The sequence below is a fragment of the Tabrizicola flagellatus genome, from assembly GCF_008271465.1.
GTDB lineage: Bacteria > Pseudomonadota > Alphaproteobacteria > Rhodobacterales > Rhodobacteraceae > Tabrizicola > Tabrizicola flagellata.
The window spans coordinates 267,660-288,155 of record NZ_VMDU01000004.1; the positions used below are offsets into that span (position 1 = coordinate 267,660).

Genomic DNA, 20,496 nt, shown 5'->3' on the forward strand with positions numbered 1-20,496 from the left:
TCCATGGCGCGCGCACCGAAGCTTCCGCAGATCGACACCGAAGAGCGGTTCCTGGCGCAGGTCGCCTGGGCCTACCATGTCGAGGGGCTGACGCAGGAGAAGGTGGCCGAAAAGCTGGGCGCGACGCGGCTGCGGGTCAACAAGGCGCTCTCCGAGGCCACCGCCCGGGGCCTGGTGCGCATCACCTTCAACACCGCCTTCGCCGCCTGCGCCGAGCTTGAGGCCGCGCTGCGGGCCCGGTTCGGGCTGCGTCAGGCCTATGTCGCCCCGGCGCCGATGGACCCGCGCGACGTGCAGATGATCACCGGCGCGGCGCTGGGGAACCTTCTGTCCGAGGTGCTGGCCGACCCGGGCGTGCGACTTTTCGGCATGTCCTGGGGCGGAACGCTGAACATCGCCACCCGCTTCGTCGCGGCGATGGACCGACCCGACCTGGAGGTGATCTCTGTCATGGGCGGCCTCACGCGCGGATCGGACCTGAACAGTTTCGAGATTACCACGCGGCTTGCCGACCTCCTGGGCGCCCAGCACAGCTATTTCACCGCGCCGCTTTACGCCGGCAGCCGCGAAAGCCGCGACACGATCATGCAACTCGACGTGTTCCGCGAGGTGCTGGAAAAGCTGCGGAGCGTCGATGCACTGGCCATGGCGGCGGGCGACATCTCGAAGGCCTCGCTGCTGATGCGCGACGGATTGCCCGGCGACGTTACGATGGAGGACCTGCGCGCCCTGGGCGCCGTGGGCGACGTGCTGGGCGTGGTGCTTGATGCCGAAGGGCAGCCCATCGACCATCCGATCAACGAGCGCGTCATCGGCATCGGGCTCGAGGATCTCGGGCCGATCCCCAACGTCATCCTTGCCGCCGGAGGACCGCACAAGGTGCCGATCGTCCGGGCGATCCTGAAACGCGGCGTAGTCAACACCCTTGTCACCGACGAGGCGACGGCCCGCGCCCTGCTGGAGCGCGGCTGATGGCGCTGCATGTCGGCATCGACCTCGGCACCTCCGGCATCAAGGCGGTGCTGATCGAGGACCTCGCCCGCGTCATCGCGGTGGCGGCGGAACCGGTGGCGGTGAGCCGCCCGCAGGTGGGCTACAGCGAACAGGACGCCGATCTCTGGGTCTCGACGGTGTTCACCTGCCTCGACCGGCTGGCGGCCGAGGCCCCGCGCGAGATGGCGGCGGTCAAGGGGATCGGGCTGTCGGGGCAGATGCTGGCGGCGCTGATCCTGGACGCGGAGCTTCGCCCCCTGCGCCCGGCGATGCTGTGGAATGACCAGCGCGCGATCGCGGAATGTGCCGAGCTCTTGGCCGCCGTCCCCGACATCGGCCGGCGCACCAACGGCACGCCCGACCCTGGCATCACAGCGCCGAAGCTGATGTGGCTGAGGAAGCATGAGCCCGCGCTGATGGACCGCGCGCGGATGCTGATGCTGACCAAGGATTACGTCCGGCTTGCCCTGACCGGCGAGGTCGCGACCGAACCTTCGGATGCGGGCGGGACGCAGCTTCTGGACGTTGCGTCGGGCCGGTGGGACCCCGGGCTTTGCGCGGCCGCCGGCTGGGATCCGGCGCATCTGCCCCCGGTGGTGGACAGCTGGGCCGAGGCGGGGCGGCTGAAGCCCGATCTTTGCGCCCGCTGGGGGATGGCGGGGCCGGTCTCGGTGGCGGCAGGCGCGGGGGACAACATGGGCTCCACGCTCGGCGCGGGCGGGGCGCGGCCGGGGGATGCGGTGCTGACCGTCGGCACCTCGGGCGTGGCCTGCGTGGTCGATGCGGCCTTTCACCCCGGACCGGAGCGCGCGATCCTGACCTCGGCCCATGTCGTGCCGGGGGTCTTCCTGTCGATGGGCGTGGTGATGTCGGCGACGGCGAGCCTGGACTGGGTGGGCCAGATCACCGGGCGCGCCGTGCCCGATCTGGACGCCGAGGCCACGGAGTTCGCCGCCCGTGGCATCGAGGCCGCGCCGGTGTTCCTGCCCTGCCTGACCGGCATCCGCACGCCGCTGAACCGCCCCGACCTGACGGGGCGCATGGCGGGGCTGCATCCGGGCGTCACGCCGGCGATGCTGGCCTATGCGACGATGGAGGGGGTGGCCTTCCAGTTCGCCGACTGCATCGCCGCGCAGGAGGAGGTGGGGGTGCGGCCCGAGCGGTTCACCGTGGTCGGCGGCGGCACCCGCAGTGCCCTCTGGCTGCGCCTGATGGCGAGCGTTCTGGGCCGTCCGCTGGCCCTGATCGAGGGCGCCGACATGGCCGGCCCGCGCGGGGCGGCGCGGCTGGCCGCCGTCGCGGCCGGGGCGCCGGTCGGGATCCTGTCGGACCCTGTTCCCGCCCGCCGCGAGGTCGCGCCCGACCCCGCACTCGCCGCCGCGCTTGCCCCGCGCCGGGCGCGGATGGCCGGGCTGACGGGCTTCTGACCCCACCCTGTCCACGCAGGGCAGGGGAAGCAGGCCTTTCGGAATCAAGGGCTTGGCCGTGGGCGTTTACCCTTCGTCAACCTCTCCGGGCGCGCGGTCGAGCATCGCCTGAAGCGTGGCGAGGTGATCCGCCTCGGACGCGGGCTTGTCGGGGCGGATGCGGTTGATGCGCGGAAAGCGCATCGCCACGCCGGACTTGTGGCGGGTGGAGCGGTTCAGCCCCTCGAAGGCGACCTCGACGACACGGGTCCGCGCCACCGCCCGGACCGAGCCGAAGCGGTCCACCGTGTTGTTGCGCACGAAACGGTCGAGCTCTTTCAGCTCTTCGTCGGTGAAGCCGAAATAGGCCTTGCCGACCGGGACCAGCTCGTCCCCGTTCCAGACGCCGAAGGTGAAGTCGGAGTAATAGCCCGACCGCTTGCCATGGCCGCGCTGGGCATACATCAGCACCGCGTCGATGAGGAAAGGGTCGCGCTTCCACTTGAACCAGGGCCCGCGCACGCGGCCCGCCAGATAGGGGCTGTCGCGGCGTTTGAGCATCACGCCCTCGATCACCGCCAGGGGCGGCGCGGCGCGCAGCGCGGCCAGGTCGTCCCAGCTGGAGAACTCCAGCTGCGGCGAGAGGTCGATGCGCGGGTCGAGGCCCGCCACCGCCCCGGCCAGCACCGCGCGGCGGGCATCGTAGGGCCGGTCGCGCAGGTCCTGCCCCTGCCAGATCAGCACGTCGTAAAGCCTGAGCCCCGCCGGATGCGAGCGCAGCATCGCCGGCGTCACCGTCTTGCGGTTCAGCCGCTGTTGCAACTCGCCGAAGGGCGCGATCCCGTCGCCGCGGCGCACCAGAAGTTCGCCGTCCAGCACGCCCTCGAAGTCCATCAGCGCCAGCACATCGGGGAAGGCGGCGCCGATGTCCTCTCCGGTGCGGGAATAGAGCCGCCGGGTGCCGGCTTCGACCACCGCCTGCACGCGGATGCCGTCCCATTTCCATTCGGCGGCGAAATCGGCGGGGTCGAGCGCGGAGAGTTGGTCGAGGTCGGTGGGGGTGGAGAGCATCACCGGCCGGAAGGGCGCGCGGGCGGCGGCCTCGGGGCGGGAGGCGCCGGCGGCCCAGGCGAAAAGCTCGGTGTAGGGGGGCGAGAGGGCGTGCCAGATCTCCTCGATTTCGGTCAGCGGCAGGCCCGCCCAGCCGGCGAAGGCCGAGCGCGCGAGCCGGGCGGAGACCCCGACCCGGAGCGCGCCGGTGGCGAGCTTCAGATAGGCATAGCGTTCCGAGGGGCCGAGACTGTCGAGCCGCGCGGCGATCAGCGCCGGCAGGCGCGCCTTTGGCGTGGTGGACAGTTCGTGGACCACTTCGGACAACGGCGGGTCCGACCGTGTGCCCTCGGGCCAGATGAGCGCGATGGTCTCGGCCAGGTCGCCGACGAAATCATAGCTGGCGGCGAAGAGCACGGGATCGACCCGCGCCTCGGTCAGGCCCCGCAGCAGGCTGGGCGTGACCTGGCGCAGCTTCAGATCGCCGGTCAGCGCGGCCAGCATCAGCCCGCGTTCGGGGTCGGGCTGGCCCGCGAAGGCGGCGGCGAGCAGGCGTTCCTTGCCGAGCCTCTGCGGGGTGAAGGCGAGCCGTTCGAGGAGGGTTGCGAAGGCAGTAAGGCTCATTCCGCCTCGTCCTCGTAGCCGACGAGGTGGAGGGGTTTCGCGGTGCGTTGGGTGAGGTCGCACCAGCGCATCAGCGCGTCCTCGCGGCCGTGGGTGATCCAGACCTCGGCCGGGTTCAGCTCGTCGATGGTGGCGGTGAGGTTCGGCCAGTCCACATGGTCGGAGATCACCAGCGGCAGTTCCACGCCGCGCTGGCGGGCGCGGGCACGGACCTGCATCCAGCCCGAGGCGAAGGCGATGACCGGATCGGGGAAACGCTGCGCCCAGGTGGCGGCGAAGGCCGAGGGCGGCGCGATGACGATGGCGCCGGCGAAATCGGCCTTGCGCCCGGCGGTGGCGGGGCGGAGGTCGCCGAGGTCTATGCCGCGCGCCATGTGGTAGTCGCAGAGCCGTTGCAGCGCGCCGTGGATGTAGATCGGCGCGTCCCAGCCGGCCTGGCGGATCGCCGCGATCACCCGCTGCGCCTTGCCCAGCGCATAGGCGCCGATCAGGTGGGCGCGGTCGGGGTTGGCCTGCACGCTGGACAGGAGCCGGGCGATTTCCGCCTCGGGCGGCGGGTGGCGGAAGACCGGGAGCGCAAAGGTCGCCTCGGTGACGAAGATGTCGCAGGGCACCGGCTGAAACGGGGCGCAGGTGGGGGTGGGAACGCGGGCATAGTCGCCCGAGACCACGATTCGCTGGCCTTGCCCCTCGACCGCGATCTGGGCCGAGCCGAGCACATGGCCGGCCGGGTGGAAGCTGACCGTCACCTCGCCGATGCGGATGGGGTCGCCGGCCACCTGTCGGCTTTGCGTGAAGTCGTCGCCATAGCGGATGGCCATGATGTCCAGCGTCTCGGCCGTGGCGAGGACGGCGCCGTGGCCGGCGCGGGCGTGGTCGGAATGGCCGTGGGTGACAAGCGCGCGGGGCACGGGGCGCGTGGGGTCGATGAAGAAGTCGCCGGCGGGGCAGTAAAGCCCCTCGGGTCGCGGGATCAGGAGCGGCGGTCGGGCCATCCGGGCCTCCGGCTGGATCGGGTGTCGGCACCGCGCGACGGGCGCCCTGGATCCCGACGCGGTCGTGGCCCGGTCGGGCGCTTGACTCTGGCGCGATCTCGCCACCGGGGCAATGGCCTGTCTGCGCAGGGATGCAGAGGCGGGGCAATGGATCCGGGACGGTCTGACTGCGCCTGATCTGATGGGGTCAGCCCGGAACGTCCGGGCCGGCCGTCGCGGACCCGGCCGAAAAGATGCGTCCCACGCCGAGGCCCTGCACGTCGCCGGTACCCGTGCGGACGAGGAACAGGGCGTCGAGCCCCCTCTGCCGGGCAAGGCGTGCGCCCGCATCCGCGCCCAGGACCATCAGCGCCGTCGCCCAGGCATCGGCTTCGGCGCAGGTGGGGGCGATCACGGTGACGGATGCGGGCGGGGCGAGAAGCGGCGCGCCGCGCGCCGGGTCCATCGTGTGCGACAGATCGCGACCCCGGACCGTGACCCAGTGGCGATAGTCGCCCGACGTGGCCACGGCCGCATCCTCGAGCGTCAGGATGGAATGAGGCGCGCGGCGGTCGCGGTCCGGCGCCTCGACGGCAATCGTCCAGGGCGTGCCGTCGGGGCGCAGGCCCATGGCGCGCATCTCGCCGTCGATGCCGACCAGCGCGTCGCGGATGCCGTGGTCGCCCAGCACCTCGGCCAGTCGATCCACGCCGTAGCCCTTGGCGATGCCGTTCAGGTCTAGGCTCAGGGGCGCCGTCTTGCGTGCCCGGGTGCCGTCCAGCTCCAGCAGCTCATGGGCCGGGCGCCGCGCAGTCTCCGTCGCGGAGCGGATGGCCTGCGGATCGGCCGCAGCAGGGCCGAAGCCCCAGGCGCGGACCGCATCGCCCATGCCGATGTCGAAGGCCCCGCCCGAGGCGCGACCGATCGCCAGGCCCAGCGCCAGGACGCGCGCCAGATCACCGGGGATATCCTGCCAGTCCCCGACGGGCGCTGCATTCAGGCGCATCAGGTCGCTGTCGGGGTTCCAGGTGGACATCTGCGCATCGACCGCAGCCACGGCAGCCTGGAGGGCGGTCTGCACCGGGCCGGGGTCGAGGCCCGGCGCGGCGAAGAACAGCGCCGACCAGCGCGTGCCCATGGTCGGGCCGTTCAGCGCGTGTCGGACGGGGTCAGTAGACATCCTCGGCATAGCGCCCTCCGGCCTTGAGCATCGCGGGGGTCAGTCCCACCGGCGCGAGGATGTCTTCCAGAGCGCGACTGACACCCTGCGCCATCTCGCGTCCGCCGCAGACCATCACCCTTGCGCCCCGGCGGACCGCCTCGGCCACCTGTGCCGCCTCGGCCCGCAGCGCATCCTGCACATAATGCGGCCGCGCGCCGCGCGAGACGGCGGTCGTCAGTTCGGTCAGGCGCCCGTCGGCCTTCCAGCCGGCGAGGTCGTCGCGATACAGGAAGTCGCTGTCCGCATGGCGCATTCCGAAGAAAAGATGCACCGGGCGGCGGCGCGCATTGGCGCGGATGAACCCCGCCAACGGGCCGATCCCGGTGCCTGCCCCGATCAGGATCAGCGGCGCCCGGCCCCGTCCGGCATGGAAGTCGGGGTTGCGGCGCAGGAAGGCCTGCACGCGGTCGCCCGGTTCCAGCGCCAGGAGCTGGCCGGAGCAGAGGCCGCCGGGGTGTTTGCGCACCACGATCTCGACAAAGCCGTCGCGGCTGCCCGAGGCCAGCGAATAGAACCGCGGCAGGGTGGAGCCTTCGGGCAGGATGCCCAGCAGGTCCCCTGCCTGGAACCGGGCGAAGCCACGGCCGGTCAGCCGCGCCCGGAGGCCCGCCTTCGGCAGGGCAAAGCGCAGGATCGCGGTCGGGGCCTGCACCTCGGCCCCATGATCGCGGCGCGAGACCAGGGTCAGGCTGTCGGCGGCGGGACGGACGGGCTGATGGTCAAGTTCCAGCGCAAGGCCGAGGGCCTGCCCCAGCGCCCTGCCCCAGCGCGCGAAATCCTGCGGGGACTGGCGGTCCACGCTGTCCATGGGCACGAGGGTTTCCCAGCCCTTGGCGCGGGCGGCGGCCTCCACTTCGGCCGCAAAGCCGCAGAAGGCCGGAAAGCTGCGGTCGCCGAAGCCCAGAACGGCCAGAGGGGCCTTCGGTGCCTCGGTCATGCGCGCCAGACGGTCGAGGAACCCCTTGGCCGAGGCGGGCGCGTCGCCTTCGCCCCAGGTGGCGGCCAGGATCAGGAAGCGTTCCGCCCGGGGATGGCGGACGGGGTCGAAGGCGGACATCGCCGCGAGATGCACCGATTGCCCCGCCTGCCGCAGCGCCCGGGCCAGCGTCGCGGCAAAGCCCCAGGTGCTGCCGCCTTCGGAGCCCACCAGGATCACCGTCTGCGCGCGGCCGGCGGGGGCGTTGTCGCGCAGCCGTGGCCGGCCCCGCCGCCCGGCGAGCCAGACCAGGGCGCCGGTGGCCCCCATCACCGGCACGGCCAGGGCGACCAGGCCCAGGATCAGCCCCAGCGCCGCCGCGCCCTGCCCGGTGTGCAGCATGTAGATCGTTTCCGACACCCTCTGCCAGGGCGTGGGATCGGCCCAGGACAGCATCTCGCCCGTGCCCTGGTCGATCAGGCCGGTGCCGGTATCGGTGTACAGGGTGAACACGTCCCGCGCATCGCCGGCATAGGGAAAGCTCAGCTTGCGCAGGGCGCTGACCGGCACGTCCCGCAGCGCGGCCATCCGGTCGAGAGGGAACCCCGTCTGCCCGCTGACGGCCGCAGGATCGGCCGGGCGCAGCGAGGCGTCGGGGAGAAGGTCGAAGGTGGAGGCGGTCATCCACAGCGCCGTCGCCGCCGACAGGGCAAGGCCCGCGACCGCGACCCGCGCGATCTCGGTGTGCAACCGTCCGGCCAGAGGCCCGCGCAGGCGCGCGAACCAGCGCCGCCAGCCCCCCGTGCGCCGCGCCACCAGCGCCGCGCCGGACAGCGCCAGGACCAGCATCGCCGCCGCAGCCGCAGCCATGACCAGCCGCCCGGCATCGTCCAGGAACAGCGACCGGTGCAGGTTGGTCAGCCAGCGTTCCACCGGGTTCGGATCGGCCGACCCGACATCCGCCCCGGTCGCCGGGTCGATCAGGGCCGAACCCGGTGTGCCGCCGTCGAACCACCAGGCAGTGATCCGGCCCGAGGGAGAGCGGCGGATCTCCTCCAGCCCCGGATGCGTGGCGGCCACGCGGGCGGCCAGATCGGCCACGTTCTGCCCCGCCACGGCCTGCGGGGCCGACAGCCGATCCGCCGCCGGAAAGACCGACAGCGCCACACCGCTGAGCGCGAGGACGGTCACGAGAACCAGGGCCACCAGCCCCGGCCAGCGGTGAAGCGTGCGGATCATGGGACCGGACCCCTTACTTGTAGACGAAGCTGGCGATGTAGCGGCGGCCCTGAACGGGCGAGCCCGCCCCGGCACTCGTCAACGGAACCGCGATCTCGTTCGGGCTGTCGCGCATGTCCTCGACCGCGGCGTCGATGTGCAGCGTGTAGCCGGCATCGAACAGGGCGTCGGCCAGGTCCAGCGTGATCTCCAGCGTCCGGCCGGCGCCGACGCTGGCGCCGGTGATGCCGTTGATCTGCGCCGGGTCACCGCCCGTGGCGGCATACCAGTCGGTCAGGTGTTCGTAGTATTTCGACTTGCCGCCCGCCATCCAGAGGCTGCCGACATAGGCGCCCGAGGGATCGGTGACGTAAAGCGCCAGATAGGCGCCATCGCCGCCATAGTTGTTCAGCGTGGTGGTCAGCGTCACCGGGCGGGCCATCGCCAGCCCCGGCAGGGTCAGCGCCGTGGTCAGGGCGAGGGTTGCGAGAAGCGATTTCATCGGAGATCCTTTCGACAGGAGGCGGCCCCGCGCAGGGCGGGGGCCGGGAAGCGGGAGAGGTTCACTTGGTCACGGCGGCGGGCGGCGCGCCGCTGCCGAACAGCCCGTTCGCGGGCGGCGCGACAGTGCCCGCGGGCGCAGGGTTGCCCCGACCACCGGCGCCCATGCAGGCGTCATATTCATCGTCGTCGTCGTCCTCGCACTCATCCTCGTCATCATCGTCGTCATGCCCGCGACGGAACCATCCGCCGTCTTCATCATCCTCCTCCTCGCCGTCGCCGCTGACCCGGATCAGCGGCAAGGGGAGGTCGTCCGAGGTGAACACTGCGGCGCAGACGCCGCCGCACTGGCCATCCGTCCTGACCGGGGTCGGCCCCGCGGCAAGGGCCGGCAGGCCCATCGCCAGGGTCAGGGAGGTCGAGGCGAAGAGAAGGGAAAGTCGGGATGTCATGGCATGGTCTCCTTGATCTGATGGCAGCAATCTGTGCCCCGGACCTGAGCGGTTCCTGACGCGCGGAGATTTTCTGCTTCAGCTTGCCGTCAGGAAGAAGAAGGCCCCGCCGGGAAGAGTCGGGGCCAGTCGGACCACAGGGACAGGTGGTCGGGGAAGCGTATCAGGCGATGTCGTCCGGTCCGGCCGCTCGCTTCCGGCCGGTGACCATGGCGCGGGCAAGGTTCTCGCGGTGGCGGACCGAGGCGAGGACAACACCGCCGACATGGGCCGCGATCAGGAGAAGCAGCAGGTTTGCCAGAGTCTCGTGGATGTCCTTCAGCGGACCCTCGGCTTCTCGCCCCTCGCCATATTCGTCGCCGTCCTCATCCGCCCAGGCGGGGGCCACGATCTGCGGCAGGGTCGGCAGCAGTGCCACGCGGGTAGGGTCTGTCATCAGCCAGCCGGTGAAGGCGGTGCCCGAGAGCGTCAGGAGCAGCGCCAGGACCATCGCGGCGCCGGCAGGGTTGTGACCCAGATGACGGCGCTCTTTCCCGCGCAGCATCGCGCCCAGATAGGCCAGCGTCGCCCCCGGTCCCTTCACGAACTGCGCAAAGCGCGCGTAGCGGCTGCCGGCAAGGCCCCAGACCAGCCGGAAGGCCACGAGGCCCGCAACCGTGTAGCCTGCCACTTCGTGAACCGGCTGCACCTCGTCGGCGGTCAGCCAGGCGGTCGCGACGGCGGCAACAAGGCTCCAGTGGAACAGGCGCACCAGCGGATCCCAGACCCGCACGGTTGCGTCACCCGTGGCAAGTGCCGAAGCCCGGTCAGTCATTTTCCTTTCCCTCGCGGTCGTGCCCATTGTCGTCATCCTCGAATTCCATCTCGACGATCTGGAGCGTGCCGGGATGCAGCTTCACCTCGATGGCGCGGCCTTCCGCATCGCGGCCGTCGATCTCGTAGCAGCCGTCGTCGATCTTGATCCGGCGCACCGTCCAGCCTTGCGCGTCCGCGAAGCGGGCAACCGCCTCGCGCGGTTGCCAGTCGGCCATCGGCACGAAGCAATCGTCATCGGCAAGGGCCGCACCGGCGGGAAGGGCTGCCAGGAAAGCAAGAATTGTCAGGGTCTTTCGCATGGGCCACACTCCGGGTTACGGCCAGTCTGGATGCGTTCATGCACGCCCAAGCTTACGGCAGCCTGAAGACGGCTGGCAGGCCGCTTCAGCCTGCCGTCAGGCGAGCGGGTCAGAACAAGGCGACAAGGGCCCGAAGGGACGGCAAGAGACCATGCGCATACTGCTGATCGAGGATGACACGGTTCTGGGCGCGGCCGTGCGCGATCAGGTTGCCGCCGATGGCCATTCCGTCGACTGGGTGCAGCGCCTGGATGCTGCCGCTGACGCGATGGCCGGCGCAGGATTCGACCTTGTGCTTCTGGACCTCATGCTGCCCGACGGCCGGGGCATCCCCTTCCTGCGCCGCCTGCGGGCCAGGGGCGATGTGACGCCCGTCATCATCCTGACCGCCCTGGACCAGATCAGCGACCGGATCGAGGGGCTGAACGCCGGGGCCGACGATTACCTGGTGAAACCCTTCGACCTTGCCGAACTGTCCGCCCGGATCGGGTCGGTCGCGCGGCGCTATGCCGGCAACCCCAACCCCATCGTCACCCACGGGCCGCTGACGATCGACCTTGCCGCCCGCAGCATCCACCGCGACGGCCGGCCCGTCACCCTGACAGCGCGCGAATGGGCGCTGTTCGAGGCGTTCCTGTCCCGCCCCGGCCAGCTTTTGTCCAAGGCGCAGCTGGAAGAGAAGCTGTATGCCTTCGGCGCCGAGATCGAGAGCAACACGATCGAGGTCCATGTCAGCCGCCTGCGCAAGAAGCTGGGCGCCGGGGTGATCGAGACCGAACGCGGCCTCGGCTACCGGCTGGGCCGCGCATGAGGGCGCCGCGCAGCCTTCAGGGGCGCCTGGGGCTCTGGCTGGGCCTTGCGCTGACGCTGATCTGGGTCGCGGCGGCCAGCGTGACGGCGCTGCTCGCCCGGGGCGAGATCGAGGAGGTCTTCGATGCCGCCCTTCAGGAAACCGCGCAGCGCATCCTGCCGCTTGCCGTCGTCGACATCCTGAACCGCGAGGAAGCCGGCATCAGCCAGCGCCTTGCCGCGATCCGCGAGCATGAGGAGTTCTTCACCTATATCGTGCGTGACGACCAGGGGCGCATCCTGCTGCAATCGCATGCCGCCGACCCGGCGGACTTTCCGGCCTGGGACGGGATCGGGTTCCGCCAGACGGCCACGCACCGCATCTTCAACGACGCGGCCGTGCAGGACACCATCCGCATCACCGTTGCCGAGCCGCTGGACCACCGCGCCAGCGTCGCACGGGAGCTTCAGATGGGCCTCGGCCTGCCGCTGCTGATCGTCGTGCCAGTGGCGCTTCTGGCCATCGTGCTGGCCGTCCGTGCCAGCCTAGCGCCCCTGCGCCAGTTCCGCGATCGGCTTTCGGCCCGCGGGGCAAGCGATCTGAGCCCCGTCGCAAGTGCCGATCTGCCAACCGAGATCGCGCCGCTCGCCGCCACGATGAACGGCCTTCTGGCCCGGCTGGCCGCTGCCTTCGAAGCGGAACGCAGCTTTGCCGCGAATGCCGCGCACGAGCTGCGCACCCCTCTGGCCGGCGCGATCGCCCAGGTGCAGCGGCTTCAGAGCGAGACACGCGACGCCGAGGCGAAGGCACGGGCGGCCGGGATCGAAGCGACACTGAAACGGCTGACGGGACTGTCGGAGCGTCTGCTCCAACTGGCGCGGGCCGAGGGCGGACGGTTGCGGCTGGACGGCCCCTCGGATCTGCGGCCGGTCGCCCGGCTCCTGACCGAGGACATGCAGCGCATTGCCGGCACCGGGCGGATCGTCCTGTCCCTGCCCGATGGGCCGGTGATGTCCGATCTGGACCCGGACGCCTTCGCCATCCTCTTCCGCAATCTGGTGGAAAACGCCCTGCGGCACGGAGCCAGGGGTGGCACGGTCGCGGTGCGCTTGCAGGCTGATGGCACATTTGCGGTGGCCAATGACGGCCCGGTCGTGCCGCCCGACATCCTGAGCCGCCTTGCCGAGCGGTTCGAGCGCGCCGGCGCGCAGGGAGAAGGAAGCGGGCTGGGCCTGGCCATCGTGTCGGCTATCGCAGAGCGCATCGGCAGCGGTCTTGCCCTGCAATCGCCCCGCCCCGGCCATCCCGAGGGACTGGAGGCGAGGATCATCCTGCCGGTCGTCCCGGAATCCAACCGTTGAAAGGCCGGATGAATGTGACCGTCCAGGTTCCCGGACCGCAGCGAAAAAGGGGCTTCCCGACGAGGGAGACCGGGAGTAGCGTGGCAAAAAACATTGCCAACCGGGAGCTTCACCGTGCACATCACCCGCCGAACCGCATCCACAATCCTGATCGCCCTGCTGTCGGGCACAATGCCCGCGGCCCTTCTGGCCGAGACGCCCGCCGACTCTCTGGTCATCGCCTCGGCCATCGACGACATCGTCTCGATCGACCCGCACGAGGCGTTCGAATTCTCGGGCGTGGACCTGAACAACAACGTCTACGACACGCTGATCGAACTGGACCCCACCCGCGAGGGCGAGCTGATCCCCGGACTGGCGGAAAGCTGGTCGGTGGATGACGACGGCGTCACCTACCGCTTCAAGATCAAGTCGGGCGTCACCTTCTCGAGCGGCAACCCGCTGACGGCCGAGGATGCCGCGGGATCGCTGCGCCGGGCGGTCAAGCTGAACAAGACCCCGGCCTTCATCCTGACCCAGTTCGGCTTTACCCCGGAAAACGTGGACCAGCTGATCACCGTCGAGGGCGACACGGTGGTGATGAAGACCGACAAGCCCTATGCGCCGACCTTCGTCTACAACTGCCTGACCGCCGGCGTGGCCAACATCGTGGACATGAAGACGGTGATGGAGCACGAGAAGGACGGCGACATGGGCAATGCCTGGCTGCGCGAGAATTCCGCCGGCACGGGCGCCTATGTGCTGAAGTCCTACAAGCCCAACGAAGGCTACATCATCGAGGCGCGGCAGGGTCACTGGCGCGGCGATGCCAAGCTGAAAACGGTTTTCATGCGCCATGTGCCCGAGCCGGCGACGCAGCGCCTGTTGCTGGAAAAGGGTGACGTGGACATAGCCCGCAACCTGACACCGACCGATGTCGCGGGCGTGGCGGGCAATGCCGACATCCGCGTCCAGGACGATCCGGGCGGGCAGGTCTATTACCTGGCGCTGAACCAGAAGAAGGCAGAGCTGGCCAATCCCAAGGTGCGCGACGCGATGCGCTGGGCGATCGACTATCAGGGCATGGCCGACACGATCCTGAAGGGCCAGTGGGCCGTGCATCAGGCCTTCCTGCCGAAGGGCTTCCTGGGCGCGATCAGCGACAATCCCTACAGCCTGGACCTGGAGAAGGCCAAGGCCCTGCTGGCGGAATCGGGCGTGACGCTGCCGCTGGAGATCAGCATGACCGTGCGCAACGATCAGGAGCGGCTGGACATCGCCCAGTCGATCCAGAACACCTTCGGCCAGGTGGGCATCAACGTGACGCTCGACGTGGGCGACGGCAAGACGGTGCTGGGCAAGTATCGCGCCCGCCAGCACGAGACCACGCTGCAGACCTGGGGGCCGGACTATCCCGACCCGCATACCAATGCCTCGACCTTCGCGATGAACCCCGACAACAGCGACGAGGCGAACGCGACCGGCTATCTGGCCTGGCGCACCGCCTGGGATCCGGGCGAGCTGGGCGCGATGACCGAGGCCGCGGTGGCCGAGAAGGACGCCGACAAGCGCCGCGCGATGTACGAGGAGATCCAGCGCGTGCACCGCGACACCTCGGCCTTCGTGATGCTGTTCCAGCAGCAGCGCCAGACCGCCATGCGCGCCAACGTGCAGAACTTCTACACCGGAGGCGCCACCGACGCCGCCGTCTACTGGCTGGTCACCAAGTAAGGCCCGTGCCGCGCCCGGGGTCGGTCCCGGGCGCGGCGCCGCAAGGATCCTGATGACGACATCTTCGCCGAACGCGACCGTCCAGCGCAGCCTCTCGCTGCTGCGCGGCCTGGCCGGAGCCATGATCACCCTTGCAATCACGCTGCTCGGGCTGCTGCTGGTGACCTTCGTGATCGGCCGGGTCGTGCCGATCGACCCGGTGCTGTCGATCGTCGGCGAAAGGGCCACCGCCGAGCAGTACGAGGCCACGCGCATTGCCCTGGGGCTGGACAAGCCGCTCTGGCAGCAATTCGCGATGTATGTCGCCGCGGCGGCGCAGGGGGATCTCGGCACCTCGATCCGCACCGGCGCGCCGGTGGCCGAGGAGATCGCCCGATACTTCCCCGCCACGCTGGAACTCGCCACGCTGGGCACGCTGATCGGGGTGCTGACCGGGGTGCCGGCGGGCGTGCTGGCCGCGACCCGCCCCGGCAGCCTGGCCGACCAGATCGTGCGGCTGATCGGGCTGATGGGCTATTCGATGCCGGTGTTCTGGCTGGGGCTGATCGGGCTTCTGGTCTTTTACGGCCAGCTCGGCTGGGTCGGCGGGCCGGGGCGGCTGGATCCGGTACACCAGATGACGCTGGACTTCAGCCTGACGCAATATACCGGCACCATCCTGATCGACACCGCACTGAACGGCGCCTGGGACGTCTTTGCCAACGCGCTGTCGCATATCGTGCTTCCCGCTGGGATCCTCGGCTATGTCTCGATGGCCTACATAAGCCGGATGACCCGCAGCTTCATGATGAACGAGCTGGGGCAGGAATATATCACCACCGCGCGGGTGAAGGGCATGCCGGAATGGCGGGTGATCTGGGTGCATGCGATGCGCAACGTCATGGTCCCCCTGATCACGGTGATCGCCCTGTCCTATGCCTATCTGCTGGAAGGATCGGTCCTGACCGAGACGATCTTCGCCTGGCCGGGGCTGGGAAGCTACATCACGGATGCCCTGTTCACCGCCGACATGCCGGCGGTGCTGGGCGGAACGGTGGTGGTGGGGGTCGTGTTCGTGACGCTCAACATGCTGAGCGACATCCTCTACCGGCTGGTCGATCCGAGGGCGCGGACATGACGGCGCTGACGGACTGGCTGACCGATCCCGATCCGAAGTCGCGCGCGCAGGCCCGGCTTGGACAGGCCTGGCTGTCCTGGCTGCGGCTGCGGCGCAATCCGCTGGCGATGACGGGACTGGTCATCGTGGTCGCGTTGCTGGTGCTGGCGGCCTTCGCGCCCGTCTTTGCCACGCATGATCCGATCGCGCAGAACCTGGGACAACGGCTGTTGCCGCCGGGAACGCCGGGCCACTGGCTGGGCACCGACGACTTCGGCCGCGACATCTGGAGCCGGATCGTCCACGGCGCGAGGATCACCCTCTACATCGTCGCGCTGGTGGCGCTGACCGCGCCGGTGCTGGGTCTCGTGATCGGCACGGTTGCCGGCTATGCCGGCGGCTGGGTCGATACGGTGCTGATGCGGATCACCGACATCTTCATGGCCTTCCCCCGGCTGATCCTGGCCCTGGCGCTTGTCGCAGTGCTGGGCCCCGGCATCTTCAACGCAGTGCTGGCCATCGCGCTGACCGCCTGGCCGCCCTATGCCCGCGTCGCCCGGGCCGAGACCCTGACGGTGCGCAGCTCGGACTACATCGCCGCGGTGCGCCTGCAGGGCGCGGGGGCCGCGCGCATCGTCTGGGGCCATGTGATGCCGATGTGCCTGCCCTCGGTCATCATCCGGGTCACGCTGGACATGGCCGGGGTCATCCTGATCGCGGCGGGCCTGGGCTTTCTCGGCCTTGGCGCACAACCGCCCCTGCCGGAATGGGGCCTGATGATCTCGTCCGGGCGCAAGTTCCTGTTCGACCAGTGGTGGGTGGCCACCATGCCGGGGCTGGCGATCTTCATCGTCTCGCTGGGCTTCAACCTGCTGGGCGACGGCTTGCGCGACGTGCTGGACCCGAGGAGTGCCGGACGGTGAGCCTGCTCACGGTGGAAAACCTGCGCGTGACCTTCGACACCGAGACCGGCCCGGTCCAGGCGGTGCGTGGCGTGTCCTTCTCGCTGGGGCGCGAGCGGCTGGGCATCGTCGGTGAAAGCGGCTCGGGCAAGACGATGACCGGCCGGTCGGTGCTGCGGCTGATCCGGCCGCCGGGGCGGATCGAAGCCGACCGCATGGAGTTCGACGGCCAGGACCTGATGCGCATCCCGGAAACGGGGATGCGGGCCCTGCGCGGCCGGCGCATCGCCATGGTGATGCAGGATCCGAAATTCTCGCTGAACCCGGTGATGCGGGTGGGCGAGCAGCTGACCGAGGGCCTGCGCCGGCGCGACCGGCTGGGCAGGGCCGAGGCCGTGCGCAAGGCGCTGGCGGCGCTGGAGGCGGTGCAGATCCGCGACCCCGAGCGCGTGATGCAGGCCTATCCGCACGAATTGTCGGGCGGCATGGGCCAGCGGGTGATGATCGCGATGATGCTGATCCCCGAACCCGACCTGCTGATCGCGGACGAGCCGACCTCGGCGCTGGACGTGACGGTCCAGGCCGAGGTGCTGCAGATCCTCGACACGCTGGTCCGCGACCGGGGCATGGGGCTGATCTTCGTCAGCCACGACCTGCGGCTGGTGGCACGGTTCTGCGACCGGGTGCTGGTGATGTATCGCGGCCGGATCGTCGAGGAACTGCCCGCGCGCGAACTGATGGCGGCGAGGCATCCCTATACCCGGGGCCTGCTGAACTGCCTGCCGCGCATCGGCGGGGCGCGCGGGCCGCTGCCGGTGCTGGACCGTTCGGGGGACTGGGCCGATGACTGACCGCCCCGCCATCGAGATCGACCGGCTCGACGTGACCTTCGCGGCCAAGGGGCGCGCGGTGCGCGCGGTGCAGGGCGTCAGCCTTGCCGTCGCCCGGCGCGAGAGCTTCGGCCTTGTCGGCGAAAGCGGCTCGGGAAAGTCCACCATCCTGCGGGCGATCTGCGGCCTTGCCCCGGTCAGCGGCGGCGCGATCCGCCTGGGCGGCGACCCCCTGCCCGCCCGGCGCGGCAAGGACTTTTCGACCCGGGTGCAGATGGTGTTCCAGGATCCCTATGCCAGCCTGCATCCCCGCCACACCATCGACCGCACGCTCTCGGAACCGCTGGCGATCCACGGGATCGGCGACACCGACGCGCGGGTGGTGCGCGCGCTTCAGGACGTGGGCCTGCCCGCCGCCTTCCGCTTCCGCTATCCGCATCAGCTCTCGGGCGGCCAGCGCCAGCGCGTCGCCATCGCCCGCGCGCTGATGCTGAACCCCCAGATCCTGCTGCTGGACGAACCGACCAGCGCGCTGGATGCAAGCGTGCAGGCCGAGGTGCTGAACCTTCTGACCCGCCTGCGCGAGGAACGCGGCCTGACCTTCCTGATGGTCAGCCACGACCTTGCGGTAATCGACCACATGTGCGACCGGATCCTGGTGATGCAGCACGGCCGCGCGGTCGAGGAGATCGCCCATGCCGATCTTGCCGCCGGACGCATGCAGACCGACTATGCCCGCAGCCTGTTCGCGGCCTCCGCCGACCGGATGCTGAGCTGATCCGCCGCCCATGGCCCAACGGAACCCCGATCCATGACCCCCATCTTCGACGGCCACAACGACATCCTCCTGCGTCTCCTGCACGACCCCGCCGCGCGCGAGGCGATCTGGCTGACCGGCCAGGGCAAGGGGCATCTCGACCTGCCGCGCATGCGGGCGGGCGGCTTTGCCGGCGGCTTCTTCGCGATCTACCTGCCCTCGCCCGTCGATCATGACGATCCCGACCTGATGGCGCAGATGGAGACACCGCCCTACTGCCTGCCGCTGCCCGAGCTGATCGGGGCCGAGGCCGGTCTGCCCCCGGCCTTCGCGGCCGCCGCGCTGCTTCTGTGGATGGAGCGGTCCTCGGGCGGGGCCTTCCGGGTCTGCCGCAGCGCCGCCGAGGTCCGCGCCGCGATGGATCAGGGCGTCATCGCCGGGATCATGCACATGGAAGGCGCCGAGGCGATCGACGAGGGGCTGGACAACCTGCATGCCTTCCATGCCATGGGCCTGCGGTCGCTGGGTCCGGTCTGGAGCCGCCCGACGATCTTCGGCCATGGCGTGCCCTTCGCCTTTCCCGCCTCTCCCGACACCGGGCCGGGTCTGACCGAGGCCGGCAAGCGGCTGGTCCGGGAATGCAACCGGCTGAAGATCATGATCGACCTCAGCCACATGAATGCGGCGGGCTTCGACGATGTGGCTGCGCTGTCGGATGCGCCGCTGGTGGCGACCCATTCCAACGCCCATGCGCTCTGCCCCTCGTCGCGGAACCTGACCGACCGGCAGCTGGACATGATCCGCGAAAGCCGCGGCATGGTCGGGCTAAATTATGCGGTGGGCTTCCTGAACGCGGATGGCCGGCGCGACACCGGCTGCGGCTGGGATCCGCTGCTGCGCCACCTCGACCATCTGATCGCGCGGCTGGGCGAGGATCATGTGGGCCTGGGATCGGATTTCGACGGGGCCGAGATCCCGGACGTTCTGGGCGATGTCGCGGGCCTGCCCCGGTTCGTCGAGGTGATGCGCGCGCATGGCTTCGGCGAGGCGCTGATCGGGAAGATCTGCCACCGGAACTGGCTTGCGCTTCTGGAGCGGACCTTCGGCGGCTGAACATTGCCCCGAGGCGCAAGCCGCGCGAGGGCCGGAATGTCCCGATCGCTCGGGGGAGTAGCCGTTCGGCCGCATAGGCAGGCATGTAGCGTTCGAGGAAGAAGCAGGTCGGTTCGCCCCGGTCACGCCCGCTTTCGTGGACTTGACCACGGTGTTTTCGAGCACGTTCTGCGCCTGCAACAGACCTTTGGAACCCGGCAGTTCGACCCGCTGGTCATGGCCATAGACCGCCCGGCGCGAGTTCTTGCTGACCGCGATGCGGCCGACGGCATAGGTGAGCGTCACGACGGCGGTATCTACATCGCCCGCCGCGCCAATTGCCGGGTCAACGATAGAGGAGCCCGCTGCGCTGATGGTGACGGGCGCTGCACCCATCGGCAAGTTTGCCATATCGAACGGCTTTGATGATGTGACCGCCCCCCGACGGCATCGATGTGCCAAGGTGGGTCTGCGAGGATCCACAAAGGAGGACGGTCATGCTGGATGTTACCACTGTCGGGCTCGACCTGGCGAAGAATGTGTTTCAGGTGCATGGGGCTGACGGCGCGGGCCGTGCGGTTCTGCGCAAGAAGCTGCGTCGGGATCAGGTGCTGGCGTTCTTCTGCCAGTTGCCACCTTGTGTTGTCGCGATGGAAGCCTGCGGCGGCGCGCATTTCTGGGGGCGCGAGATCGGCAAGTTGGGCCACGAAGTGCGGCTCATCCCGCCTGCCTACGTCAAGCCTTTCGTCAAGCGGCAGAAGAATGATGCGGCCGACGCCGAGGCGATCTGCGAGGCAGCACAACGCCCGACGATGCGCTTCGTGCCGGTGAAGAGCGAGGAGGCCCAGGGGGCCGCGATGGTCTTTCGAGTCCGAGAGCTGCTGATCCGGCAGAGGACGCAGGCCATCAATGCCCTGCGTGGCCACCTGACCGAGTTTGGGCAGATCGTCCCCCAAGGGGCGGCGAACGCAGCGAAGCTGATCGCCATCGTCGAGGAGCCCGAAAGCGGCTTGCCGGCCGACGCCATCGGAACGCTCAAGGTTCTTGTCGCAGCCCTGACCCATCTCGAGGCCGAGATCGGCAGGCTTGATGCCGAGATCGCTCGTCGGGCGAAGACGAACGAGGTGGCTCGGCGGCTGATGACAGTGCCGGGCATCGGGCCGCTGATCGCCACGGCCATTGCGGTTCTGGCCCCGCCGCCCGAGACATTTCGCAAGGCACGCGACTTTGCCGCCTGGCTGGGTCTGGTGCCACGACAGCATTCGACCGGGGGCAAACAGCGCCTTGGGGCCACGACGAAGATGGGCGAGCGCTCCCTCCGGCGGCTGCTGATCATTGGCGCCAACAGCGTGATCATCAAGCGGCACGTCCATGCCGCCACCCGACCGGGCACGTGGCTGGGCGGGATGTTGACGCGCAAGCCGCCGATGCTTGTGCGGGTGGCGCTGGCGAACAAGATGGCGCGGATCGTCTGGGCCCTGATGGCA

Annotated in this window: 19 protein-coding genes and 1 pseudogene; 11 read left to right on the forward strand and 9 right to left on the reverse strand. The window is 69.8% G+C overall.

Annotated elements, in window-relative coordinates:
• Window positions 1-3: 3 nt before the first annotated feature.
• Window positions 4-972 (forward strand): sugar-binding transcriptional regulator, encoded by a 969-nt coding sequence (locus FL625_RS08970; RefSeq protein ID WP_149588314.1) that lies wholly within the window; start codon window positions 4-6, stop codon window positions 970-972.
• Window positions 972-2,420 (forward strand): xylulokinase, encoded by a 1,449-nt coding sequence (gene xylB, locus FL625_RS08975; RefSeq protein ID WP_149588315.1) that lies wholly within the window; start codon window positions 972-974, stop codon window positions 2,418-2,420. Before FL625_RS08970 ends, xylB begins: the two co-directional genes overlap by 1 nt.
• A gap of 66 nt (window positions 2,421-2,486) precedes the next feature.
• Here the strand turns inward: xylB and FL625_RS08980 are convergent, their stop codons facing one another.
• The 8 genes from FL625_RS08980 to FL625_RS09015 all read right to left on the reverse strand — a co-directional run bounded on the left by FL625_RS08980 (window position 2,487) and on the right by FL625_RS09015 (window position 10,471).
• Window positions 2,487-4,073, reverse strand: coding sequence for a cisplatin damage response ATP-dependent DNA ligase (locus FL625_RS08980; protein WP_149588316.1), 1,587 nt, complete (start codon window positions 4,071-4,073; stop codon window positions 2,487-2,489).
• Window positions 4,070-5,068 (reverse strand): ligase-associated DNA damage response exonuclease, encoded by a 999-nt coding sequence (locus tag FL625_RS08985; RefSeq protein ID WP_149588317.1) that lies wholly within the window; start codon window positions 5,066-5,068, stop codon window positions 4,070-4,072. The genes FL625_RS08980 and FL625_RS08985 overlap by 4 nt, the downstream gene beginning before the upstream one ends.
• Before the next feature lie 187 nt (window positions 5,069-5,255).
• Entirely contained in the window at window positions 5,256-6,236 is a 981-nt protein-coding gene (locus FL625_RS08990) for an FAD:protein FMN transferase (RefSeq protein ID WP_149588318.1), read from the reverse strand.
• Complete coding sequence (locus FL625_RS08995; protein WP_149588319.1) at window positions 6,217-8,424, reverse strand: PepSY domain-containing protein; 2,208 nt, start codon at window positions 8,422-8,424, stop codon at window positions 6,217-6,219. Before FL625_RS08995 ends, FL625_RS08990 begins: the two co-directional genes overlap by 20 nt.
• A 13-nt stretch (window positions 8,425-8,437) precedes the next feature.
• Entirely contained in the window at window positions 8,438-8,905 is a 468-nt protein-coding gene (locus FL625_RS09000) for a DUF2271 domain-containing protein (RefSeq protein ID WP_149588320.1), read from the reverse strand.
• Between the two features lie 61 nt (window positions 8,906-8,966).
• On the reverse strand, window positions 8,967-9,356 hold the full coding sequence (locus FL625_RS09005; protein ID WP_149588321.1) for a hypothetical protein: 390 nt from the start codon (window positions 9,354-9,356) through the stop codon (window positions 8,967-8,969).
• A 163-nt stretch (window positions 9,357-9,519) separates the two neighbouring features.
• Window positions 9,520-10,170, reverse strand: coding sequence for a cytochrome b/b6 domain-containing protein (locus FL625_RS09010; protein ID WP_149588322.1), 651 nt, complete (start codon window positions 10,168-10,170; stop codon window positions 9,520-9,522).
• Window positions 10,163-10,471, reverse strand: coding sequence for a PepSY domain-containing protein (locus tag FL625_RS09015; RefSeq protein WP_149588323.1), 309 nt, complete (start codon window positions 10,469-10,471; stop codon window positions 10,163-10,165). Before FL625_RS09015 ends, FL625_RS09010 begins: the two co-directional genes overlap by 8 nt.
• A 151-nt stretch (window positions 10,472-10,622) precedes the next feature.
• On the opposite strand from FL625_RS09015, the gene FL625_RS09020 reads away from it, so the two are divergent.
• From FL625_RS09020 to FL625_RS09055, 8 genes are all read left to right on the forward strand, one after another.
• The gene (locus tag FL625_RS09020; protein WP_149588324.1) at window positions 10,623-11,282 is read left to right on the forward strand and encodes a response regulator transcription factor; all 660 of its coding nucleotides are present in this window, start codon (window positions 10,623-10,625) and stop codon (window positions 11,280-11,282) included.
• Window positions 11,279-12,622: an ATP-binding protein gene (locus FL625_RS09025; protein WP_149588325.1), complete on the forward strand. Its 1,344-nt coding sequence runs from the start codon at window positions 11,279-11,281 to the stop codon at window positions 12,620-12,622. The genes FL625_RS09020 and FL625_RS09025 overlap by 4 nt, the downstream gene beginning before the upstream one ends.
• A gap of 114 nt (window positions 12,623-12,736) precedes the next feature.
• Window positions 12,737-14,332 carry an ABC transporter substrate-binding protein gene (locus FL625_RS09030; protein ID WP_354001249.1) on the forward strand — a complete coding sequence of 532 codons (1,596 nt, stop codon included), beginning with the start codon at window positions 12,737-12,739 and terminating at the stop codon, window positions 14,330-14,332.
• A 52-nt stretch (window positions 14,333-14,384) separates the two neighbouring features.
• Window positions 14,385-15,449 carry an ABC transporter permease gene (locus FL625_RS09035; protein WP_149588326.1) on the forward strand — a complete coding sequence of 355 codons (1,065 nt, stop codon included), beginning with the start codon at window positions 14,385-14,387 and terminating at the stop codon, window positions 15,447-15,449.
• A complete protein-coding gene (gene nikC, locus FL625_RS09040) occupies window positions 15,446-16,351 on the forward strand; it encodes a nickel transporter permease (RefSeq protein ID WP_149588327.1) in 906 nt (301 codons plus the stop codon). The genes FL625_RS09035 and nikC overlap by 4 nt, the downstream gene beginning before the upstream one ends.
• Window positions 16,348-17,181, forward strand: a complete 834-nt coding sequence (locus FL625_RS09045) for an ABC transporter ATP-binding protein (protein WP_149588328.1) — start codon at window positions 16,348-16,350, stop codon at window positions 17,179-17,181. The genes nikC and FL625_RS09045 overlap by 4 nt, the downstream gene beginning before the upstream one ends.
• Window positions 17,174-17,938, forward strand: a complete 765-nt coding sequence (locus FL625_RS09050; RefSeq protein ID WP_149588329.1) for an ABC transporter ATP-binding protein — start codon at window positions 17,174-17,176, stop codon at window positions 17,936-17,938. Before FL625_RS09045 ends, FL625_RS09050 begins: the two co-directional genes overlap by 8 nt.
• Window positions 17,939-17,971: 33 nt before the next feature.
• Window positions 17,972-19,030: a dipeptidase gene (locus FL625_RS09055; RefSeq protein ID WP_149588330.1), complete on the forward strand. Its 1,059-nt coding sequence runs from the start codon at window positions 17,972-17,974 to the stop codon at window positions 19,028-19,030.
• 237 nt (window positions 19,031-19,267) lie between these two features.
• On the opposite strand, the pseudogene FL625_RS18640 reads toward FL625_RS09055, so the two are convergent.
• Window positions 19,268-19,420: pseudogene (locus FL625_RS18640) on the reverse strand (inositol 2-dehydrogenase); the annotation flags it as partial.
• A gap of 86 nt (window positions 19,421-19,506) precedes the next feature.
• Here FL625_RS18640 and FL625_RS09065 point away from each other — a divergent pair.
• Window positions 19,507-20,496, forward strand: a 990-nt coding sequence (locus FL625_RS09065; protein ID WP_149588331.1) for an IS110 family RNA-guided transposase, incomplete at its 3' end; no start/stop codon positions are given.

Bases quoted from the DNA above. Each gene is read 5' to 3' on its own strand.
- FL625_RS08970 (WP_149588314.1), top strand. From the start codon at position 4: ATGGCGCGCGCACCGAAGCTTCCGCAGATCGACACCGAAGAGCGGTTC.
- xylB (WP_149588315.1), top strand. From the start codon at position 972: ATGGCGCTGCATGTCGGCATCGACCTCGGCACCTCCGGCATCAAGGCG.
- FL625_RS08980 (WP_149588316.1), bottom strand. From the start codon at position 4,073: ATGAGCCTTACTGCCTTCGCAACCCTCCTCGAACGGCTCGCCTTCACC.
- FL625_RS08985 (WP_149588317.1), bottom strand. From the start codon at position 5,068: ATGGCCCGACCGCCGCTCCTGATCCCGCGACCCGAGGGGCTTTACTGC.
- FL625_RS08990 (WP_149588318.1), bottom strand. From the start codon at position 6,236: ATGCCGAGGATGTCTACTGACCCCGTCCGACACGCGCTGAACGGCCCG.
- FL625_RS08995 (WP_149588319.1), bottom strand. From the start codon at position 8,424: ATGATCCGCACGCTTCACCGCTGGCCGGGGCTGGTGGCCCTGGTTCTC.
- FL625_RS09000 (WP_149588320.1), bottom strand. From the start codon at position 8,905: ATGAAATCGCTTCTCGCAACCCTCGCCCTGACCACGGCGCTGACCCTG.
- FL625_RS09005 (WP_149588321.1), bottom strand. From the start codon at position 9,356: ATGACATCCCGACTTTCCCTTCTCTTCGCCTCGACCTCCCTGACCCTG.
- FL625_RS09010 (WP_149588322.1), bottom strand. From the start codon at position 10,170: ATGACTGACCGGGCTTCGGCACTTGCCACGGGTGACGCAACCGTGCGG.
- FL625_RS09015 (WP_149588323.1), bottom strand. From the start codon at position 10,471: ATGCGAAAGACCCTGACAATTCTTGCTTTCCTGGCAGCCCTTCCCGCC.
- FL625_RS09020 (WP_149588324.1), top strand. From the start codon at position 10,623: ATGCGCATACTGCTGATCGAGGATGACACGGTTCTGGGCGCGGCCGTG.
- FL625_RS09025 (WP_149588325.1), top strand. From the start codon at position 11,279: ATGAGGGCGCCGCGCAGCCTTCAGGGGCGCCTGGGGCTCTGGCTGGGC.
- FL625_RS09035 (WP_149588326.1), top strand. From the start codon at position 14,385: ATGACGACATCTTCGCCGAACGCGACCGTCCAGCGCAGCCTCTCGCTG.
- nikC (WP_149588327.1), top strand. From the start codon at position 15,446: ATGACGGCGCTGACGGACTGGCTGACCGATCCCGATCCGAAGTCGCGC.
- FL625_RS09050 (WP_149588329.1), top strand. From the start codon at position 17,174: ATGACTGACCGCCCCGCCATCGAGATCGACCGGCTCGACGTGACCTTC.
- FL625_RS09055 (WP_149588330.1), top strand. From the start codon at position 17,972: ATGACCCCCATCTTCGACGGCCACAACGACATCCTCCTGCGTCTCCTG.